The sequence below is a fragment of the Bacillus sp. EB01 genome, assembly GCF_000613125.1.
GTDB lineage: Bacteria > Bacillota > Bacilli > Bacillales > Cytobacillaceae > Bacillus_D.
Genome location: NZ_HG964497.1, coordinates 4,610,488 through 4,626,238, shown reverse-complemented (window position 1 = coordinate 4,626,238; position 15,751 = coordinate 4,610,488). Strand labels below are relative to the sequence as shown.

Sequence of the window (15,751 nt, the reverse complement as noted above, 5' to 3'; positions counted from 1 at the left end):
GTACCTTTAAGAGGGTAGTATGAGGAAGATTTTGCCCTAACGGGGTAAGTTGGATTATTTATGCATAGGGCATACCGAAATATTTGAATTAAAAAAAGCACATATCCGCTATGGGGGAGTAATCAAATCCCTCGTTATAAGTGGAACTGTTATAGTGATAAGCCCCTCTCCAAAATAGGAGAAGGGCTTTGGTTTTATTTCCTCGGTTCTGAGTGTTTGTAATCAATCATTTCATACTTTACAGCGGACATATTTTCACCTGGTTCTTGAAAGTCGAGGGTTGATATGCCAAATTTGATTGTATCTGTACCTAACAACTTTCCTTTTTCGCTATATGGTTTTACAGTAAATTCAACCACATAAGGGTGGCTTAATTCCCCTCCCTTTTCCGATTGTTGCAACATAACTCTCTTTTGGGTTGGAGGGGGATACTGAACATTCCTAATGTCCTCTGTATAATGATCGTTTACTGCCTTATTAATTTGAAAGTTGAATTGTGAGTACAAATAATGCTCAAATACCTGGGTCGTATCTTTCCCACTATATTGTTGTGGTTTCTCGGCATTGGCTGAATAATAAAATCCCGTCAAAGAAACAATCACTATTGCAATGATTAGAATTTTCTTCATTATTGTCCTCCTTTTTTGTTATTATTCCAAAAGCCGAAAAAATTATACTGATTAAAATTAGCCTCCCGTTAGAATAAAATGCCGCACCTTTTTGTTAAATTCCTTATTAAATTAAGCTATCAGGTAGGGGAGTTTAAGAGGATCATTAAATAGCTGTAAGTAATGGAAAGATAATAAGATAGATGAAGTAGAAATTTATAAATGGATGGACGTACTAATATCCTAAGGAGGGGAAATTGTAGTGAATGAACAAAAAGGGTTTAAAAGTGCTAAAAAAGAACTTTCAGACCTTCTTCCATATCGTCTAACAAGTGCGTTGATTGAGCAGGATTAACCACCTTTTTTACTGAATTCCTTATTGAACAACCGGCAGGTTAGTTGAAAAGGAATTCGTTATTTACTGTGTTGTTTCTCTGAATTTAACCTCAATTATTTGTTCCGTTTTATTATCGAATAGTATACTGAGAAATACGCCTAATTCTTTGTTGTTTAGTTTTAACCATAATTTGAACCGTTCTACTGAAGTATTTTCCCCTTGGTCTCTTCCAATATGAAGATAATCAATAACGTTTGCTTGAGGATACTTTTCTTTTGTTTTTTGCACGGCGATTTCACCCCATTTAGCATATGGGGGAATAGGTTTTTGTGCATATGTTGTATGATTAAAATTTTGTAGAAAAGAAATATTAGAACTGATTATGAATAAGCAGATTAGCAACCTTTTCAATTAACATCCCTCTATGTAATTTTTTATATTTTTTACTTCTTTAGAAGAAAATATGTGTAGAAAGAATTATTCCTGAAAGCAAAGACGGTTCTTCTTCAAATAACGGGTGCGGTGATCAAGGAAGGAGTGACCGCCTTTTTGTTGAATTCCAAATTAAACAAACGGGGCAGGATAGTTTAACAGGGTATTGTAAAAAAACAAAAACACCTGGATAGATTCCAAGTGTCGTGACCGTATACCATATGAAAATAGCTTAAAACTCAAGTGTATCGTTCTGATAACATTGAGTGATATATGACATTTCCGAATCAGTTACAAGTTCTTTACAATAGTCTTCAAAAATGTCAGATTCCCCTTTTCTCCATTGTCCTGATTTATCTCTTGAACTGTCGTACCGATAATAAATCATCTGCCCGTTAAAATGGTACTCTGTTAATACAGCAGCACCAGAGGAAGTAAATTGAGTAAATCGTATAAAATCTGATTTTCCATCAATGACATTCCGTTTAAATTGTTTAATTTTCTCCTTTTGCTTTTTGGTTCTATCCTTCATTAATATATCTCCATTTTTAAGTGCCTGGTCTGGGGTATAATCTTGTGGCAACTTTTCAGTCTGTATAGTACCGATATTTTTAATATCCATTTTAAAAGAACCATCTTTGGAACGAGTAACGAGGTCTTCGCCATTTGCATTGTAGATAGCTATGAAATAATGCTTGTAATGTGTTTTTATTTTCTCTGAGAGAAGTATATTATCAACTTTGTTTTTTATTTGTCCTGCGAACTTTTTTGAATCAGCGTCGTTGCCATTTATTGTCGTTTGAATATTAAATATAACCATTGTTTCATAATACCAAGGCATAACTTGATGAACAACATCAAATTCTTGAAGCCCTTTTTCAACGCTTCTTTGTAGTTTTTGTTCAAAGTCAGTTTGTTCGTTTGCTTTAACAGATGTACCATTAATATTAGATTTATTGCTAAAGAATACAAAAGCTGTACTAAAAAGGACCGTTAAAAAAATAATTCCAACAGTTGTTCTTTTCAACTAAGACACCTCCTCCATAGAATGGTTTCCAAATATCAACAGATTTATTAAAGTTAGTAACTGTAAATTTTATTTTTAGGGGAACTAATATAGACCTATTGTATTAGCATAACGCTAAACAAACGGGTGCGGTGATCCAGCAGGATTAACTGCCCTTTTTGTTGAATTCTTTATTAAACAAACGTGGCAGGTTAGTTTAATAAACATACATAAAAAATTCTAAAAACTTAAGTGGCGATGTATAATAATGGAAAGAGGAGGACGATAGAATGGCTGTTTCTAGAATAGGTTTTTTTATTTTATTATTATGTATTGCATTATTATCTTCTTGCTCACAAAAAACTCTTATATTTACAGGAGAAAGTGACAATTGGAAGGTACAATATGAAGTAAAAGAATCAGGTGAAAATTGCGGAAAACCTAGTGGTGAATCTACTGGATACATTAAATATATTGGAGAAACATCTTTTCCAGAAAGCATAGAGTATAGCCTTTCAAATTCTGAGGGGGCTGTTCCATTAGAGAAAGACGGAGTTTTTACTCTACCTATTGGTTGTACTAATGCAAAGGAACATTCAGAGATCGAGGCAATAATAAAATGGGACGAAAAATCCGAAACAATTCCTTTATATGTTAAATAAAATTCTTCAAAATCCTAAGCCCAACGGGTGTGTTGTTTCAGGAAGGAATAGCCGCTTTTTTGTTGAATTTTTTATTCAACAAACGGGGCAGGTTAGTTTAACAAAACTAACTGTAAAAGGAGGAATAGATATATGGACAATAAACTTATCGAACTTCAAATTAAAATAAATGAATTCGGAATTGACGAATATAGATTTACCGAGTTTGATGGAGATAATTTAAAACTAATAGGAAGCCCAAATTTGGCATATTATCATAATTTGGAAATTAATTTTTAAAGAGGTTTTCCATATAAATTGTCCAATGAATGCCTTTATGTCATCCAGCACACCTAGATTTGCGACAGATGCTGAAAGAAACAAATATAAAATTGAATCGCAAATTGGTGACGAAGACTTAATGATTATCTTAGATGACTCTGATGGAATCCTATATTACGTTGTTTGTGAGGATTTTGAAATTAATCTTATCAACAATGGATTAGGTAAATAAATTTCCTCATTCAATTAACAGGGCAACATTCCTGTAATAAGTTTTTGAACAAATGTACGTAAACAAACGGGTGCTTATATTGATCAACAGATAAAATGCTCAGGTCTTTCACGACATGAGCATTTTACGTTAATATAGTTCAATAGAGGTACAGAAAGCCTTTTCCTCAGTAGTTCCGAAAGGATCATTCAACCATTGGTTTTTAATGAGAGCTCGAGTCAAATTTAGCACTTTAAATACACGATACTAGCTTTAAGACATGCCGCCTTTATGGGCTAATTAATCAGGAGGTTCAGAATGTCAATAGTAATTAAAAAAATTGAGGTAATGGAACTGCTACTAAAGGCTTGTCCCTCGTACAATGAACGGTGGACAGCGTTCCTAGCCACTGAGCTTGGAGAAAAATATAGTGATAACATATATTTAAATGTTCAATTGGATGATTTCGCCACGTATCTTGTCAAAATTTTTAAAGATAATAATACGCTTGAGTTCCCAGCAATATTTAATGCCCTAGAACTGCTGTTGCTCAATGGCAATGAATATGTAAAAAGAGCGATAGCAGGATTATTGGAGGACTTACAGCTCCGAACAAATGACTATGATATTAAACCATTTTTACTGGGGGAATCCCTCAATGTGTGGAATCATTACATTGAGTTTTGGGAAAAGGGTCTCAAAAAAGAAAGAATCACATAATGTGGGGTATTACCTTTGGCGTCAATATAGCTCATTAAAAATTTCACAGGGAAAGAACCAAAAAATACGTAAAAGAGGAAAGTTGGCTGCTAAAATGATGAATCTTCCGTTTAAATGTCAAAACTGTGGTCATGAATTTATAACGATAGACGAAATGTATGTGTTGTGTCCGAACTGTAAAGGAAATGATGTTTTGGTTCAGTGGCAAAAAACAAAAGAAATGAAAGAGGCAATAGAAAAAGGGAGTATGAATCGAATATAGGTATTGCTGTTTTTAACAAATTCTTTAAATAAAGCGGTAGTTATTTTTAAATTATTGCTGTCAGGGTTAAGTGCCGCGGTACTTAACTTTATTTATTTTTGGACGATTATTGCATAAGAAAAAAAGTAAATATAAAGAACATCAGGAGGAACACCTTTATGTTGAGCGGCATTCTAGTAGCTGTAAATGGTCTACTTGGTTACAAACAAGGTAAGGAAACAGGAATAGCGGGTCTAATTGGAATTGTGGCTACCTTATTTCTTGTGAGCCAGTGGAATAAGATTTTACCAATCGTAGACAAAATCGGCTTAATTGATTGGCTAGATCGTTTGGGTATAATCCAGGGAGAAGCCACACCATTATATATTCTGTTCTTGTTTTCTATATTGTTGATGGTTCTGTGCGCTCTTATTCTGATGTCGCTAATAATAGTAATTGTATTAGGGCTATGTAGTACCTTTTTGTTTGAAACAAAAGCAGGCGAATATGTCGCCAAATGGATATTAGGACCGTTTGTTATCGTAACTTGCCTATTACTGTTTCCTATAATATATCCAATCTATTATTTATTTAATCGCAGCAAGATTATAGAGGCGAAACAGGAGGTTATTAGAAGGAATAAAATAAAATCATTACCGGTGGTTAAAAGATTAGAGGCATATACAAATCAATTGGACCTAGACCAATCCATTCAAAAATTGAATGGCTTACCGTTTATCAATGACAAAAGATATGAAAGTTGGCAGGATGAATTCTATTGGGATATGAGTAACTTTGTGCTGGGCGTAACGAAGGGAGAAGAAATATATTTATTAATCCCAAGACCGGCATTAGTCAGCGATGATGGTTTATTAAAAAAAGGCGAGTTTTCTGCGGTGCGTTTAATCGTTTCCAGTTATGACGGAGCAAAAGCTAGTGGTGAGGATAGGAACCATAATAAATCATATACGGACTCAGTAGTTGAATACACAGCTGAGGAAGGACAAGTAGTACGGTCCTTACCTTATAACCTGTTCGTTAGTTTTTATGATCTTAATTCGGACGCTAATGGAAACTTTAGTTTGGAGCCAAACCATCGAAATCTTGTAAGTGACTTTAAGCGTGGTATTAAGACTTTCATGCGTAATCATTACCAAGATTATTGTCATATTATTAATGATATTTACAGCGATTTAATCGCTAGTTTTGAAGAACAGCTAGAATACACCAGTACAGTGAAGGAAGTCGAGAAAAATAGACAGCAGATAATTGAATTGCAAGAGCTTAAGCAAAATATGGTTTCAAGAGGATATTTTTGATGGAATTAATATTTAGAGAGAATGATCGCAACGAGAATACCCTTATTGGATTAAAGCAGAAATTAAGATCTATCGGTATATCCGATGGGTCTTTTTTTTACGGTTCAATAAAGAAACATTGGTATTGAGCAACCCCTATCGTGTGCTTTTTTGGTTTGAGAAATGAATTGGATAACAAACGATTAGGAAAATGAGGATATTTTGAATTTAAGGTAATTTTTTCAAGCTGGTATGGAGTTTTATGTTACGATAATTTTTAAGATGTTTATTTCAAATCGCAAAGTTACGTACTTATGCTTAACTAGGGTTGATGAGGAGAGTTAGAGAGTTTTACCATTTCTCTTATAAAAAAGGAAATAATTTTAAAAAACCAGAACCTTTTTTCAATCAAACCGTCTATAAAGTAGTTTCATGAGGAGGAATAATAATGGCAGATTATAGGGACGACGAAATAATAGAATGGTTTGATTTATATCACCAAGCCATCTTTAAGTATATCTTTATGCTAACACGAGATTACCAGCAGGCTGAAGACCTTACCCAAGAGACCTTTTTGAAAGCTTATAAGAATTATGGAAATTTTACGCGGGCTTCTAGCGAAAAGACTTGGCTTTTTAGGATTGCTCATAATACAACGATTGACTATTTACGAAAACAAAAACCTTTTAGATTTCTGAAAGAATACTTTCAGACCCAAGCAAACATTGAAGAGTTGCCTGAAAATGCACTTCAGTTAAAGGAAAGTTCGAACGAGATCTATGCAGCCCTCTCAGGACTAAAAGGTCCTCATCGTGAAGTTATCACTCTCAGAAAGCTTAGAGGCTTTTCTATCGCAGAAACCGCAGAAATATTAAATTGGAGTGAAAGCAAGGTCAAATCGACTCTTCATAGGGGCATGCTTGCCCTAGGGAAAAAATTAAAAAAGGAGGGTAATGTATATGAACTCTTCAAATGAAATAAACAAATATGACCGCGACCTTCAGAGATTGGATCAAGATATGAAGTGGAATCCGGAAAAAGCTAACTTAGTCAAACAAAAATTGGTTGTTAATATAAAAAAAAACCAAAATAAAATCTCAGCTAAAAAGAGGTTTGGGCTATGTTTGTGCCTTAGGTCTCAGTCTAAGCATTATCTTCATTTTATTCGGAGGAATCAGCACAGAAACCCAATTAACTGGATTTTTATCTGGTAATTCCAAAACAGAGGAATTGTTGTATAAAAAAGAAATGATTAATGGAAAAGAGACAATTGTTCTTACGGAAAAAGGAATGGAACAGGTCATATACCCGATGGATGCGCATAAAAAAATACCAACTATCATTGGGGAGCCTATCATTTCGCCTAGTATAAGCTACTTTGGGGGGAAAGAAGAAACCATCTTAACTTATGCATGGTATCCAACTAGTTCACCAACCCGCTTTGTATCTGTCCATAACACTAATAACGAAAAAAAATCGGTCGATGAAATGATTGATGTTTTAATACCAAAAAGCACCACGCCACTATATGGCTCTAAAATAACCGAGATGAATATTAATGGCAAAAAGGCTGTATTATATGAACCGACAACTGACATAGGTGTCGTACAGTTGTTTATTGTGACAGAGAAATATGTTTATTACTTATCAAATTCGGGAGCGGAAGAAAAGCAGGGAAACAGCAAGGAACTTATCCAACTTGCTGAATTATTTAACTTTGAAGCTGAAAAATAAGAATTGAAAGATGATAACGGCTATGAAATATAAAAATAGAAAAAAGGGGAAAAGGGTATGTCAATTTGCATCAAAAAGGGAGAAGTTGTGTTTAATGGGAATTATCCGATAAAAGCACTGGATATAGAAGAATTTAAGATTATGCAAGGGGAATGGGTCAACATTTTAGGACCATCCGGTTCGGGCAAGACCACTCTTTTGAATGTTATAGGAGGTTTTGAAGAACTTAGTGAAGGTATCATCGAGGTAAATGGGAAGAACCTTACCATTTTCTCAAAAGAGCAGATGCAAACCTTTAGACGCACTACCATCGGATATATATTCCAAGATTTTCGTCTGTTTGAGCAATTTACGGTATTGGAAAATACGATACTGCCTCAATTGCCCTTCGAAAAGAGAAAAAATCTTGAGAATAAGGCTCGAATTATCTTAAACCAATTACAAATGGGGCATCGGTTGAATTCACTTCCAGGAGAGTTATCTGGTGGTGAAAAACAGCGTACTGCAATTGCACGTGCATTAATCCATAAACCGAATATCCTCCTTTGTGATGAACCAACCGGGAATTTAGATAAGGAAAACAGGGAGAGGATACTTGATATCTTGAAAGAACTCCACAAGGAAGGTATGACTATCATATTAGTTACGCATGATTTGGAAATTGCAGAATGGGGAGATCGTAAACTTTATATCCGGGATGGGCAGATACAGGAGAGTGTAAGTTTATGATACATCTGCTGCTTTCAAACCTAAAAAGAAAAAAGATAGCAAACACATTATTTATAATAGCTTTTACATTGATTTTATCTGTTACCCCATTAGCTGCTGTTTCCCTGGAAAACGCGCAAAAACAAGTGGAATCCGATGTAACTCATTATGCGCGTGGAAGTTTTGATTTGCTGGTAAGACCACATGGGGTAAATCATCCCCTGGAAGAGAAACTGGGGGTAGTTCCTGAAAATTATATTGGATTTGCAAGTGGGGGAATCTCAATTGGGGATTGGGATCAAATTAAGGCATTGAGTGATGTGGAGGTTGCAGCACCGGTAGCTTCTTTAGGCTATTTTACAGGGATAAAAACCAACATTGGTATATATCCTCCACAGGAATCCAGCCGTTATATGATGCAATATACTACTACGGATGGGGTAAACAGCTATCCTGTTGGACCTGAGTATGCCTGCTATCAATTGGAGTCTCCCTCCGGTAAAGGAGATTTTCAAAGTGTTTTAAGCCATATCGAACTTCTGAATAACTGTACGGAGAATGCTCCTATGTTTCCTTTGCCGCCAACATACCATTTATTAGTAGGCATTGACCCAGTCGAGGAAGAAGCTTTAACAGGTATTTCTTTTAATGGCATCAACCCAGATAGCCCTTCAACGGGTTGGGGATATCAGTACCGTTCGGATTATTTTCCCGATGCATCGCTCATACCAGTTTTGGAGATCGGGGATACTGTTACATCTCTTGAAGCAGAAGTGAAAGTTGAAAGCTTGGGAGTAAATCCAGAAAAAACGTTGGAGTATCGTAGAAAATTGGGATTAACTGAAATGAATTCACCCAAGTCCAATACTGGAATCCCATTGGACCATTTTATTAATAAAATTGGTACTGCCGAATACGAAAATCTTTTGGATGAACTCAAATCCTTGCCGGGACTGGATAAAAATGAGTTTGCACTGCCGATCGGGAAAGGTTTAAATGCATTTGAACAAAGTAAAAATGCTTTATTTATAACCGATAAAGGTAAGGTTGATTTTATGATTGACCACCCGGAATTAATGAATGGTACATATAACATGGAGATGACCATGCAATTAATGTATCTCCATTATGCGGCAGGTCCTTTAGAATATGAGGAGAAAAATGGTCAATTAAAGATTAAAAAAATTGGCGAGGAAAATGGCATACCGATTTATAGAGAAATAATTGAAAAAGGTGAACCAATAAAAAATATACTGGACAGGGGAGATAAGGAAACAGTGTCTTTTATTTTGGATCCTGTAGGAAAAATCGACATGGGTACTGTTCAGAAAAATCGTTTAGCCTCCAGTCCTCTAGGTATATATCAGTTTTCCCCAGTAGAATTTTTAAGCAGCGAAAAAAAACGGATAAAAATGACTCCAACGATAACACCCGGCAGTTTTGTATCGGTTCCAGCGAAAGGGCTTACGAATATCCAGTCTACGTCAGTCATTAAGGGTGAAAAGCCGATTGACGCTATTCGTGTAAGAGTCGGAGGGATAAAGGGTTATACAAAGGAAGCGAGCCAAAAGATAGATAGAGTAGCAAAGGAAATCGAGTCAATGGGACTTCAGGTAACAATTGTTGCGGGCGCTTCGCCTCAAAAACTAAAAGTTCAGGTTGAAGATGTAGGATTAGTCGAAGAATCATGGACAACGCTTGGTGCTGCTGGTTCCCTCATAAAAGAATGGAATATAACGACCATCATCTTATCTGTATTGTTTACACTTGTGGCGGTAATTTATATATTAAATAGAATAGTTTTTTGGCAGATTACCCAGGAGAAAAACATTAAATTGCTCTATGATCTAGGATGGGAAACCCGACACATTAGGAACTATTCGGTTATAGAAACTCTATCGCTCCTTATCATTGCCTTTTTAATCTCCTATATCCCATTGTTACTGATCGGAGCGGAAGTTGGTGCTTCAAATTCATTATTTCTTTGGCATATTATCGGAATGGCTTTGGCGGTCTTAATGCTTATGATATTAATCTGGGTCAATGTTATAAAAATAAACAAACCTAAAAAAACAAAATCCTTTGGATTCAAAGCAAAAGCAACAGCTAAAATAAAATCGCCGGTAATAAGGAACATTGCTTTCTTTTATAAATTTGTTCGTTCACCGTTTATCCAGCTTATGGTTGTAAGTATGCTGTCTTCATTTGTTTACTTGTCTTTAGCATCTACTGCTGAGCAGACGAGCATAACCTTGTTAGGGGAGTATATAAATGTGCAAACAAGTAAGTGGCATTTCATTCTAATGGTAGCGGCTTATGTTTTAGCATTATTTACATTGGTTGAAAGTCTTCTTTCCCTCCTAAAAGCGAGAGAAAATGAATTAGGGATATATAAATCCATTGGCTGGAGAAATTACGATGTTCTTAAGCAGTATTTAAAAGAAATCGCTATATGGAGTGGAACAGCCATTGCTTTGGGAACAATTTTTAGTGGAGTCTGTTCCTACATGCTCTATCCTGTTGAGCAAACTTTATTCTTTCTGTTAGTAGGAACTTTTTTATGTTTTTATGTAGTGGTTTTAACCACTTCTTATGTAATTATTTATATGAAGTTAAATTTAAATGTAAATAAGTTGATGTACCAAAGAAGGAATTCATCAAATGGTTCCAGGAAAGTTAGTTTGTAGGTGGATGAGTATTATTTAGGTAATGAAGGAAAACAAATTTATTTCATTATCGGAAAAACTAGCTAAATTGCTGATGAACAGTATCATAAAACAGATAATGAAAGCTTAATGTTCTGAGCTTTTTGTGTGCTAATTACATGGGTTGGTCACTGGTTAGTGATAGTTCATAAAAAGGTTGGAATTGGGTTCCATTTGAGGAATTTTTAAAATCCGTAATGAACAAACGGCATAGGTTAGTAGAATAAGCAGGATTTTTTTATTGGCATAAAGAATTATATTATTTAACAATTTATGGAGGTGGGAAAATGAATAGAAGAGGATGGATATTTTTAGGGTTTGCAGGTTGTCTTGCTGTATGGGCTATTTCCCTGTTTGGAACTGGTTACGGATACTATAATTCACAAGTTGGTGAATGGTTGTATGTAAAGTTTATGGGGGATATTGTAAAAGTTACAACAACAGCAGAGTTGAATAAGTACGCTAGCTTCTATGTAGGATTGAGTATGATCGTAGCATTCTTTTCTTTATTCTTTTACCGAAAGTTTTTAAAACTTGTTCCAGTAAAAGTTGGAATTTAGGTTTTTTTCTTCATCAAACGGGCGTGTTGATCCAAAAGGATTAACCGCCTTTTTTGTTGAACTCATTTTTAACTGGGGAGTTGTTGAGAGTGTTTTTTACTTCTGTTCAACAATTAAGCCAGCATTGTTTAATAATTGTAAGATGGTAAAATAAGGGGAGAGTCTTAAATAGTTGTTAGATAAGGGGGATACTTTTTGGAGATTATTCATAGGATAAACGATATCTATTTTGGGGTTGCAACCGAATTTAACAGCAAGTATCTTACACCAATAATACATAATTTGTTGTTTAAAGCGGAAAATGAGTGGGATGACTATAATGAAGTATATCATTGCAGTAACTTAATAGAGAATGTTAGAAATAATAAAGATATGAATATGGACTTCCATATTATGCTGAAGGATGAAAAATATTTAGGGATTGCTCTTGTGACTAAAGGAAGGATCGATTATAAAACCTTTTTTAATGAACCTATACCCATAAATGAAAATAATAAGGATGTCTTGATATTTAACTATTTCCATATATCCCAAGAAGGTAGAGGGAATGGTCAAATATGGTTTAGGGATATTATTATGCCCTATTATAAATCTAAAAATTTCAAATCCATCTATGTTAAATCCAGTCATCAAAAAGTATTTTCTTTGTACAGCCGTTTAGGCAAAGAAATAGGAGATTATACAAGTAGTAGTGATAATCAATTATTTTTACGAAAAGGTAAAGTTTTTAAGATTATGCTTTAATAGCTTCAACAATCGGGTGCTTTGATCCAAGAAGGATTAAGGCACCTTTTGGTTGGATTCCTTTCCTTGTTAAGCTAAAGAGGCAGGTTACTTCAATAAAAAGTTATTCGGGAGGTTGTATGAGAAAGAAATCTATCGTCTTGTTTTTGGTTATGAGTTTGCTAGCGGCAATATATTTTATAAATAGATACAATGAAAAAACTGAAAATAAAGTAGAAGAAGTCACGGCAGAAAAGAGGTACGATAATCTAGCAGCTTTCGCAAAATTATATGGGTATGTGAGATTTTATCATCCCAGTGATGAGGCGGCAAAAACAGATTGGGACAGATTTGCCGTTTACGGTTCAGCATTTGTTAAAGATGCTAGGAATGATATTGAATTGAAAAGTAAATTGGAAGAACTGTTCTCGCCGATTGCACCTACAATGACAATTTCAGGAAAAAAACCAGATAACCTAAAGGGAAATTTAAAGGCTGAAAAAGATGGGAAAAATAGTTGCCTGGCAACATTTCGGTGTAGATACTGGTGTTAAAAGTGACTCTGTTTATAGTAGTAAAAGGGTTTATGCAACCTTGGAAAACGAAAGGTATGCAATAGAAAAGGACCGGCTATTCGATGAATACCCAAAAGCTTATGAGGTAATTAACAAAAAAATTTCCACGAATTTATACTGTAATTTACCCCTTGTTTTATACGTTGATAAAAAAGGTGCGACTGGTGATAGCGAAACTTCTAGAAAAGATTTTCATAAATTGAATGAAGAAGTCCTTGATTTAGACCCCACCTTGACAAGTGAAGATGAGGATATTCGTTTTGCAGGAATTATTACAACGTGGAATATCCTTAATCATTTTTACCCTTATTTTCACGTTACAGATTCTGATTGGAATAACCAATTAAAAAGGTCTCTAAAGGATGTGGCAGATGATAAGGGAAGAGATGATTATATAACATCTTTGTCGTATTTGTTGGAAAAAACTAAGGACGGGCACGCAGCCGCAACCTTTATGAAAGAATATGTAAATCAACCAATTCTCCCTTTTATTGTTGATATTATTGAAGATCAAGTTGTGATTACAGCAGCAGAAAAAGATTCCCCATTCTTAGCGGGAGATATTATATTGGAAATGGACGAAGTAAAGGCAACTGAATTGATTAATCGATTAAAGGGGAAAATACCTGGCACACCTCAATATAAAGAGTATTTGGCTGCAAAGTATTTTAGGTATGATGATTCCGCAATAATCAAGTTCCAGCGGGATGAGGAAATTAAAACCGTATCTGCCATCGGTAAACCAGGTTCCGTTTTAGATGAGTTTAACCGAAAGGAAAGTTTCATAGAGATAGACGACAACATCTATTATTTCGATTTAACGAGAGGAAACACAGCTACATTCGAAGATATTATTGGAAAACTAAGTAAAGCCAGAGGGGTTATATTCGACTTAAGGGGATACCCATCTGACCAGGAATTAACAATGAAGCTAATAGGACATTTAACAGATAAGCCAATTAAGGGACCTATTTGGAGAATCGGGAAGAGCATTTATCCTGATCAGGAAGGAAAAACGTACGAGGAAGGAAGCCATACAGTTAACCCTAACAGCCCTTTAATAAAAGGGAGAGTCGTTTTTCTGACATATGCGGGGGCGATTAGCCATCCGGAATTTTTACTCGGTTATATCAAAGATAATGAATTAGGTGAAATTGTTGGTCAAGCTACAGCCGGATCAGATGGAAACATTCAATACTACCGGATACCAGGAGGCTTTAACGGGGTATTCACAGGACTGGAAATTTTAAATTCAGACAGAACTCAAACACATTTAATTGGAATAACCCCAACTATACCAATTGAAAGGACTTTGGAAGCAGTTAAACGGGGCGAGGATGAGTATATTTACAAAGCTCTTGAGTTTATAAAACGATAACTTTGCAGCAAAGAAAAAAGAATCGCCCTGTAATCTAGGGCGATTCTTTCATTTACCAAAAACAAAAAGAACAACATCTTTGAAGGAAACTGTCTAATAAATGAGATTGTTTACTTACAGAATAATTGTTGAATAGGATTATGCAATAAGGCATGGGAGAAATATATGAGATGTTTTAGTTATACTTTTATTTTTGACATAGGGCAAAATGGATAAAGATTAGCAATAATAGATTAATTGCTCCTGATGTAGAAGATAATGCTACCCCAAAAATTAGATTTTTCACTCTAACTTTTGGGGTACCTTAATAGTTAGGACACGTATTTACTTTTGGTTTTTGATAAATTTAATTTATTATTTTTTATTAAATGAACTAATAAGGCGATTAAAGGCAAAGCTGTTCCAATGAGTAAAGTTACTTCACTATTAAATTTATAGTAAGAATAACTTCCAATCCATGAACCAAAGGCTCCTCCCAAAAAGAAAATGGTCATATATAATCCATTCAGTCTGTTTCTTATCTCGGGATTCAAACTAAAGATAACTTTTTGACCTAATAATAAATTTCCTGATACGCCAATATCAATACTAATTCCGGAGATAAGAATTAAAATTACACTAAATAGTGAATGATCTTTAACCAAAAATAATAGTACGATAGATAATAGTACGAGCGCCATTGAAATATTAGTCACCGTAAAAATATAACCTTTATCCGCTATTTTACCAATAGTAGGAGTTAGTAAAGCTCCAGATATTGCAACAAAGCCAAAAAATGCAATTTCATTATTTGAAAAATTTAACGGTTCAGACCTTAATAAAATGGGGATAACTGTCCAATAAAGACTAAATGTTGCAAATAAACATGCGTGATAAAATGCTCTTTGTTGTAAAGGAGATGTATTTATTAGTAGCTTGACCATAGAAGCTATTAAATTTGGATATGACATGTTACTGGTCGATACTACTTCATAGTTGGGCAAAAATTTTATAATTAACAGTAATACTGCAACTAGCATTATTAATGAAAAAAGAAATACCATTCTCCAGCCGAACCAGTCAGCTATTCCGATAGATAATGGGCGAGCAATCATAATCCCAATCAATAAACCACTCATCACTTTACCCACATATTTACCTGTCTCTTCAATAGGCACAATCCTCATTGTTAGTGGAACTAACATTTGAGCTGCACAGGCTCCAATACCAATTATGGTTGTTAATATTAAAAATACAATTCCATTTGTCGAGATTAGCGTACCAATTAATGAAAGAATAGTAAGCCCGATAAGAATTCCTATTATTTTCTTACTTTTAAATAAGTCAGCCATTGGTACGATAAAAAATAAGCCCAAGCCATACCCAATTTGTGTCAAGGTAGTGAGCAATCCAGATAAATCAGTAGAGATGTCCAGGTCTTCTGCAATGAATTGTACAATTGGTTGTGCATAATAAATATTAGCAGCAAGTGAACCACAACTAATTGCCAAAATAAATATTAGGAAATTTGTCCTTTTAGTCAACTTTATCATTCCTTTTGTTTATTCTTATTGTTTTGGAACGTTCGTTCCGAAATACTTAAAAAAGAAAGA

The 15,751-nt window shown here is 34.7% G+C and carries 16 protein-coding genes; 12 read left to right on the top strand and 4 right to left on the bottom strand.

Annotated elements, in window-relative coordinates; all coding sequences use genetic code 11:
- Positions 1-194 precede the first annotated feature (194 nt).
- The 3 genes from TY16_RS21750 to TY16_RS21740 all read right to left on the bottom strand — a co-directional run bounded on the left by TY16_RS21750 (position 195) and on the right by TY16_RS21740 (position 2,404).
- Positions 195-629 (bottom strand): DUF3888 domain-containing protein, encoded by a 435-nt coding sequence (locus TY16_RS21750; protein ID WP_043933849.1) that lies wholly within the window; start codon positions 627-629, stop codon positions 195-197.
- Positions 630-1,026: 397 nt separating this feature from the next.
- Positions 1,027-1,356: a DUF3889 domain-containing protein gene (locus TY16_RS21745; protein WP_043933848.1), complete on the bottom strand. Its 330-nt coding sequence runs from the start codon at positions 1,354-1,356 to the stop codon at positions 1,027-1,029.
- Positions 1,357-1,609: 253 nt separating this feature from the next.
- Positions 1,610-2,404, bottom strand: coding sequence for a DUF4362 domain-containing protein (locus TY16_RS21740; protein ID WP_043933847.1), 795 nt, complete (start codon positions 2,402-2,404; stop codon positions 1,610-1,612).
- A 269-nt stretch (positions 2,405-2,673) separates the two neighbouring features.
- Between TY16_RS21740 and TY16_RS21735 the strand changes: the two genes are divergently transcribed.
- The 12 genes from TY16_RS21735 (at position 2,674) to TY16_RS21670 (ending at position 14,159) form a co-directional block, all read left to right on the top strand.
- Positions 2,674-3,045, top strand: coding sequence for a hypothetical protein (locus TY16_RS21735; protein ID WP_043933846.1), 372 nt, complete (start codon positions 2,674-2,676; stop codon positions 3,043-3,045).
- A 132-nt stretch (positions 3,046-3,177) separates the two neighbouring features.
- On the top strand, positions 3,178-3,324 hold the full coding sequence (locus TY16_RS26410) for a hypothetical protein (RefSeq protein ID WP_155922304.1): 147 nt from the start codon (positions 3,178-3,180) through the stop codon (positions 3,322-3,324).
- 511 nt (positions 3,325-3,835) lie between these two features.
- Positions 3,836-4,237: a DUF7674 family protein gene (locus TY16_RS21725; protein WP_043933844.1), complete on the top strand. Its 402-nt coding sequence runs from the start codon at positions 3,836-3,838 to the stop codon at positions 4,235-4,237.
- Positions 4,238-4,657: 420 nt separating this feature from the next.
- Positions 4,658-5,797, top strand: coding sequence for a hypothetical protein (locus TY16_RS21715; protein WP_043933842.1), 1,140 nt, complete (start codon positions 4,658-4,660; stop codon positions 5,795-5,797).
- Between the two features lie 427 nt (positions 5,798-6,224).
- Positions 6,225-6,752 (top strand): RNA polymerase sigma factor, encoded by a 528-nt coding sequence (locus TY16_RS21710; RefSeq protein ID WP_043933841.1) that lies wholly within the window; start codon positions 6,225-6,227, stop codon positions 6,750-6,752.
- 257 nt (positions 6,753-7,009) lie between these two features.
- Positions 7,010-7,510: a hypothetical protein gene (locus tag TY16_RS21700; RefSeq protein WP_043933839.1), complete on the top strand. Its 501-nt coding sequence runs from the start codon at positions 7,010-7,012 to the stop codon at positions 7,508-7,510.
- Between the two features lie 57 nt (positions 7,511-7,567).
- A complete protein-coding gene (locus tag TY16_RS21695; protein WP_052342823.1) occupies positions 7,568-8,239 on the top strand; it encodes an ABC transporter ATP-binding protein in 672 nt (223 codons plus the stop codon).
- Positions 8,236-10,905: an ABC transporter permease gene (locus tag TY16_RS21690; RefSeq protein WP_043933838.1), complete on the top strand. Its 2,670-nt coding sequence runs from the start codon at positions 8,236-8,238 to the stop codon at positions 10,903-10,905. Before TY16_RS21695 ends, TY16_RS21690 begins: the two co-directional genes overlap by 4 nt.
- A 305-nt stretch (positions 10,906-11,210) precedes the next feature.
- A complete protein-coding gene (locus tag TY16_RS21685; RefSeq protein ID WP_043933837.1) occupies positions 11,211-11,483 on the top strand; it encodes a hypothetical protein in 273 nt (90 codons plus the stop codon).
- 195 nt (positions 11,484-11,678) lie between these two features.
- Positions 11,679-12,227 (top strand): hypothetical protein, encoded by a 549-nt coding sequence (locus tag TY16_RS21680; RefSeq protein WP_043933836.1) that lies wholly within the window; start codon positions 11,679-11,681, stop codon positions 12,225-12,227.
- A gap of 119 nt (positions 12,228-12,346) precedes the next feature.
- Positions 12,347-12,760 (top strand): hypothetical protein, encoded by a 414-nt coding sequence (locus tag TY16_RS21675; RefSeq protein WP_043933835.1) that lies wholly within the window; start codon positions 12,347-12,349, stop codon positions 12,758-12,760.
- Positions 12,711-14,159, top strand: coding sequence for a S41 family peptidase (locus TY16_RS21670; protein WP_043933834.1), 1,449 nt, complete (start codon positions 12,711-12,713; stop codon positions 14,157-14,159). The genes TY16_RS21675 and TY16_RS21670 overlap by 50 nt, the downstream gene beginning before the upstream one ends.
- Positions 14,160-14,470: 311 nt before the next feature.
- Here TY16_RS21670 and TY16_RS21665 read toward each other — a convergent pair whose 3' ends face one another.
- Entirely contained in the window at positions 14,471-15,691 is a 1,221-nt protein-coding gene (locus tag TY16_RS21665) for an MFS transporter (protein WP_197028441.1), read from the bottom strand.
- Positions 15,692-15,751 lie beyond the last annotated feature (60 nt).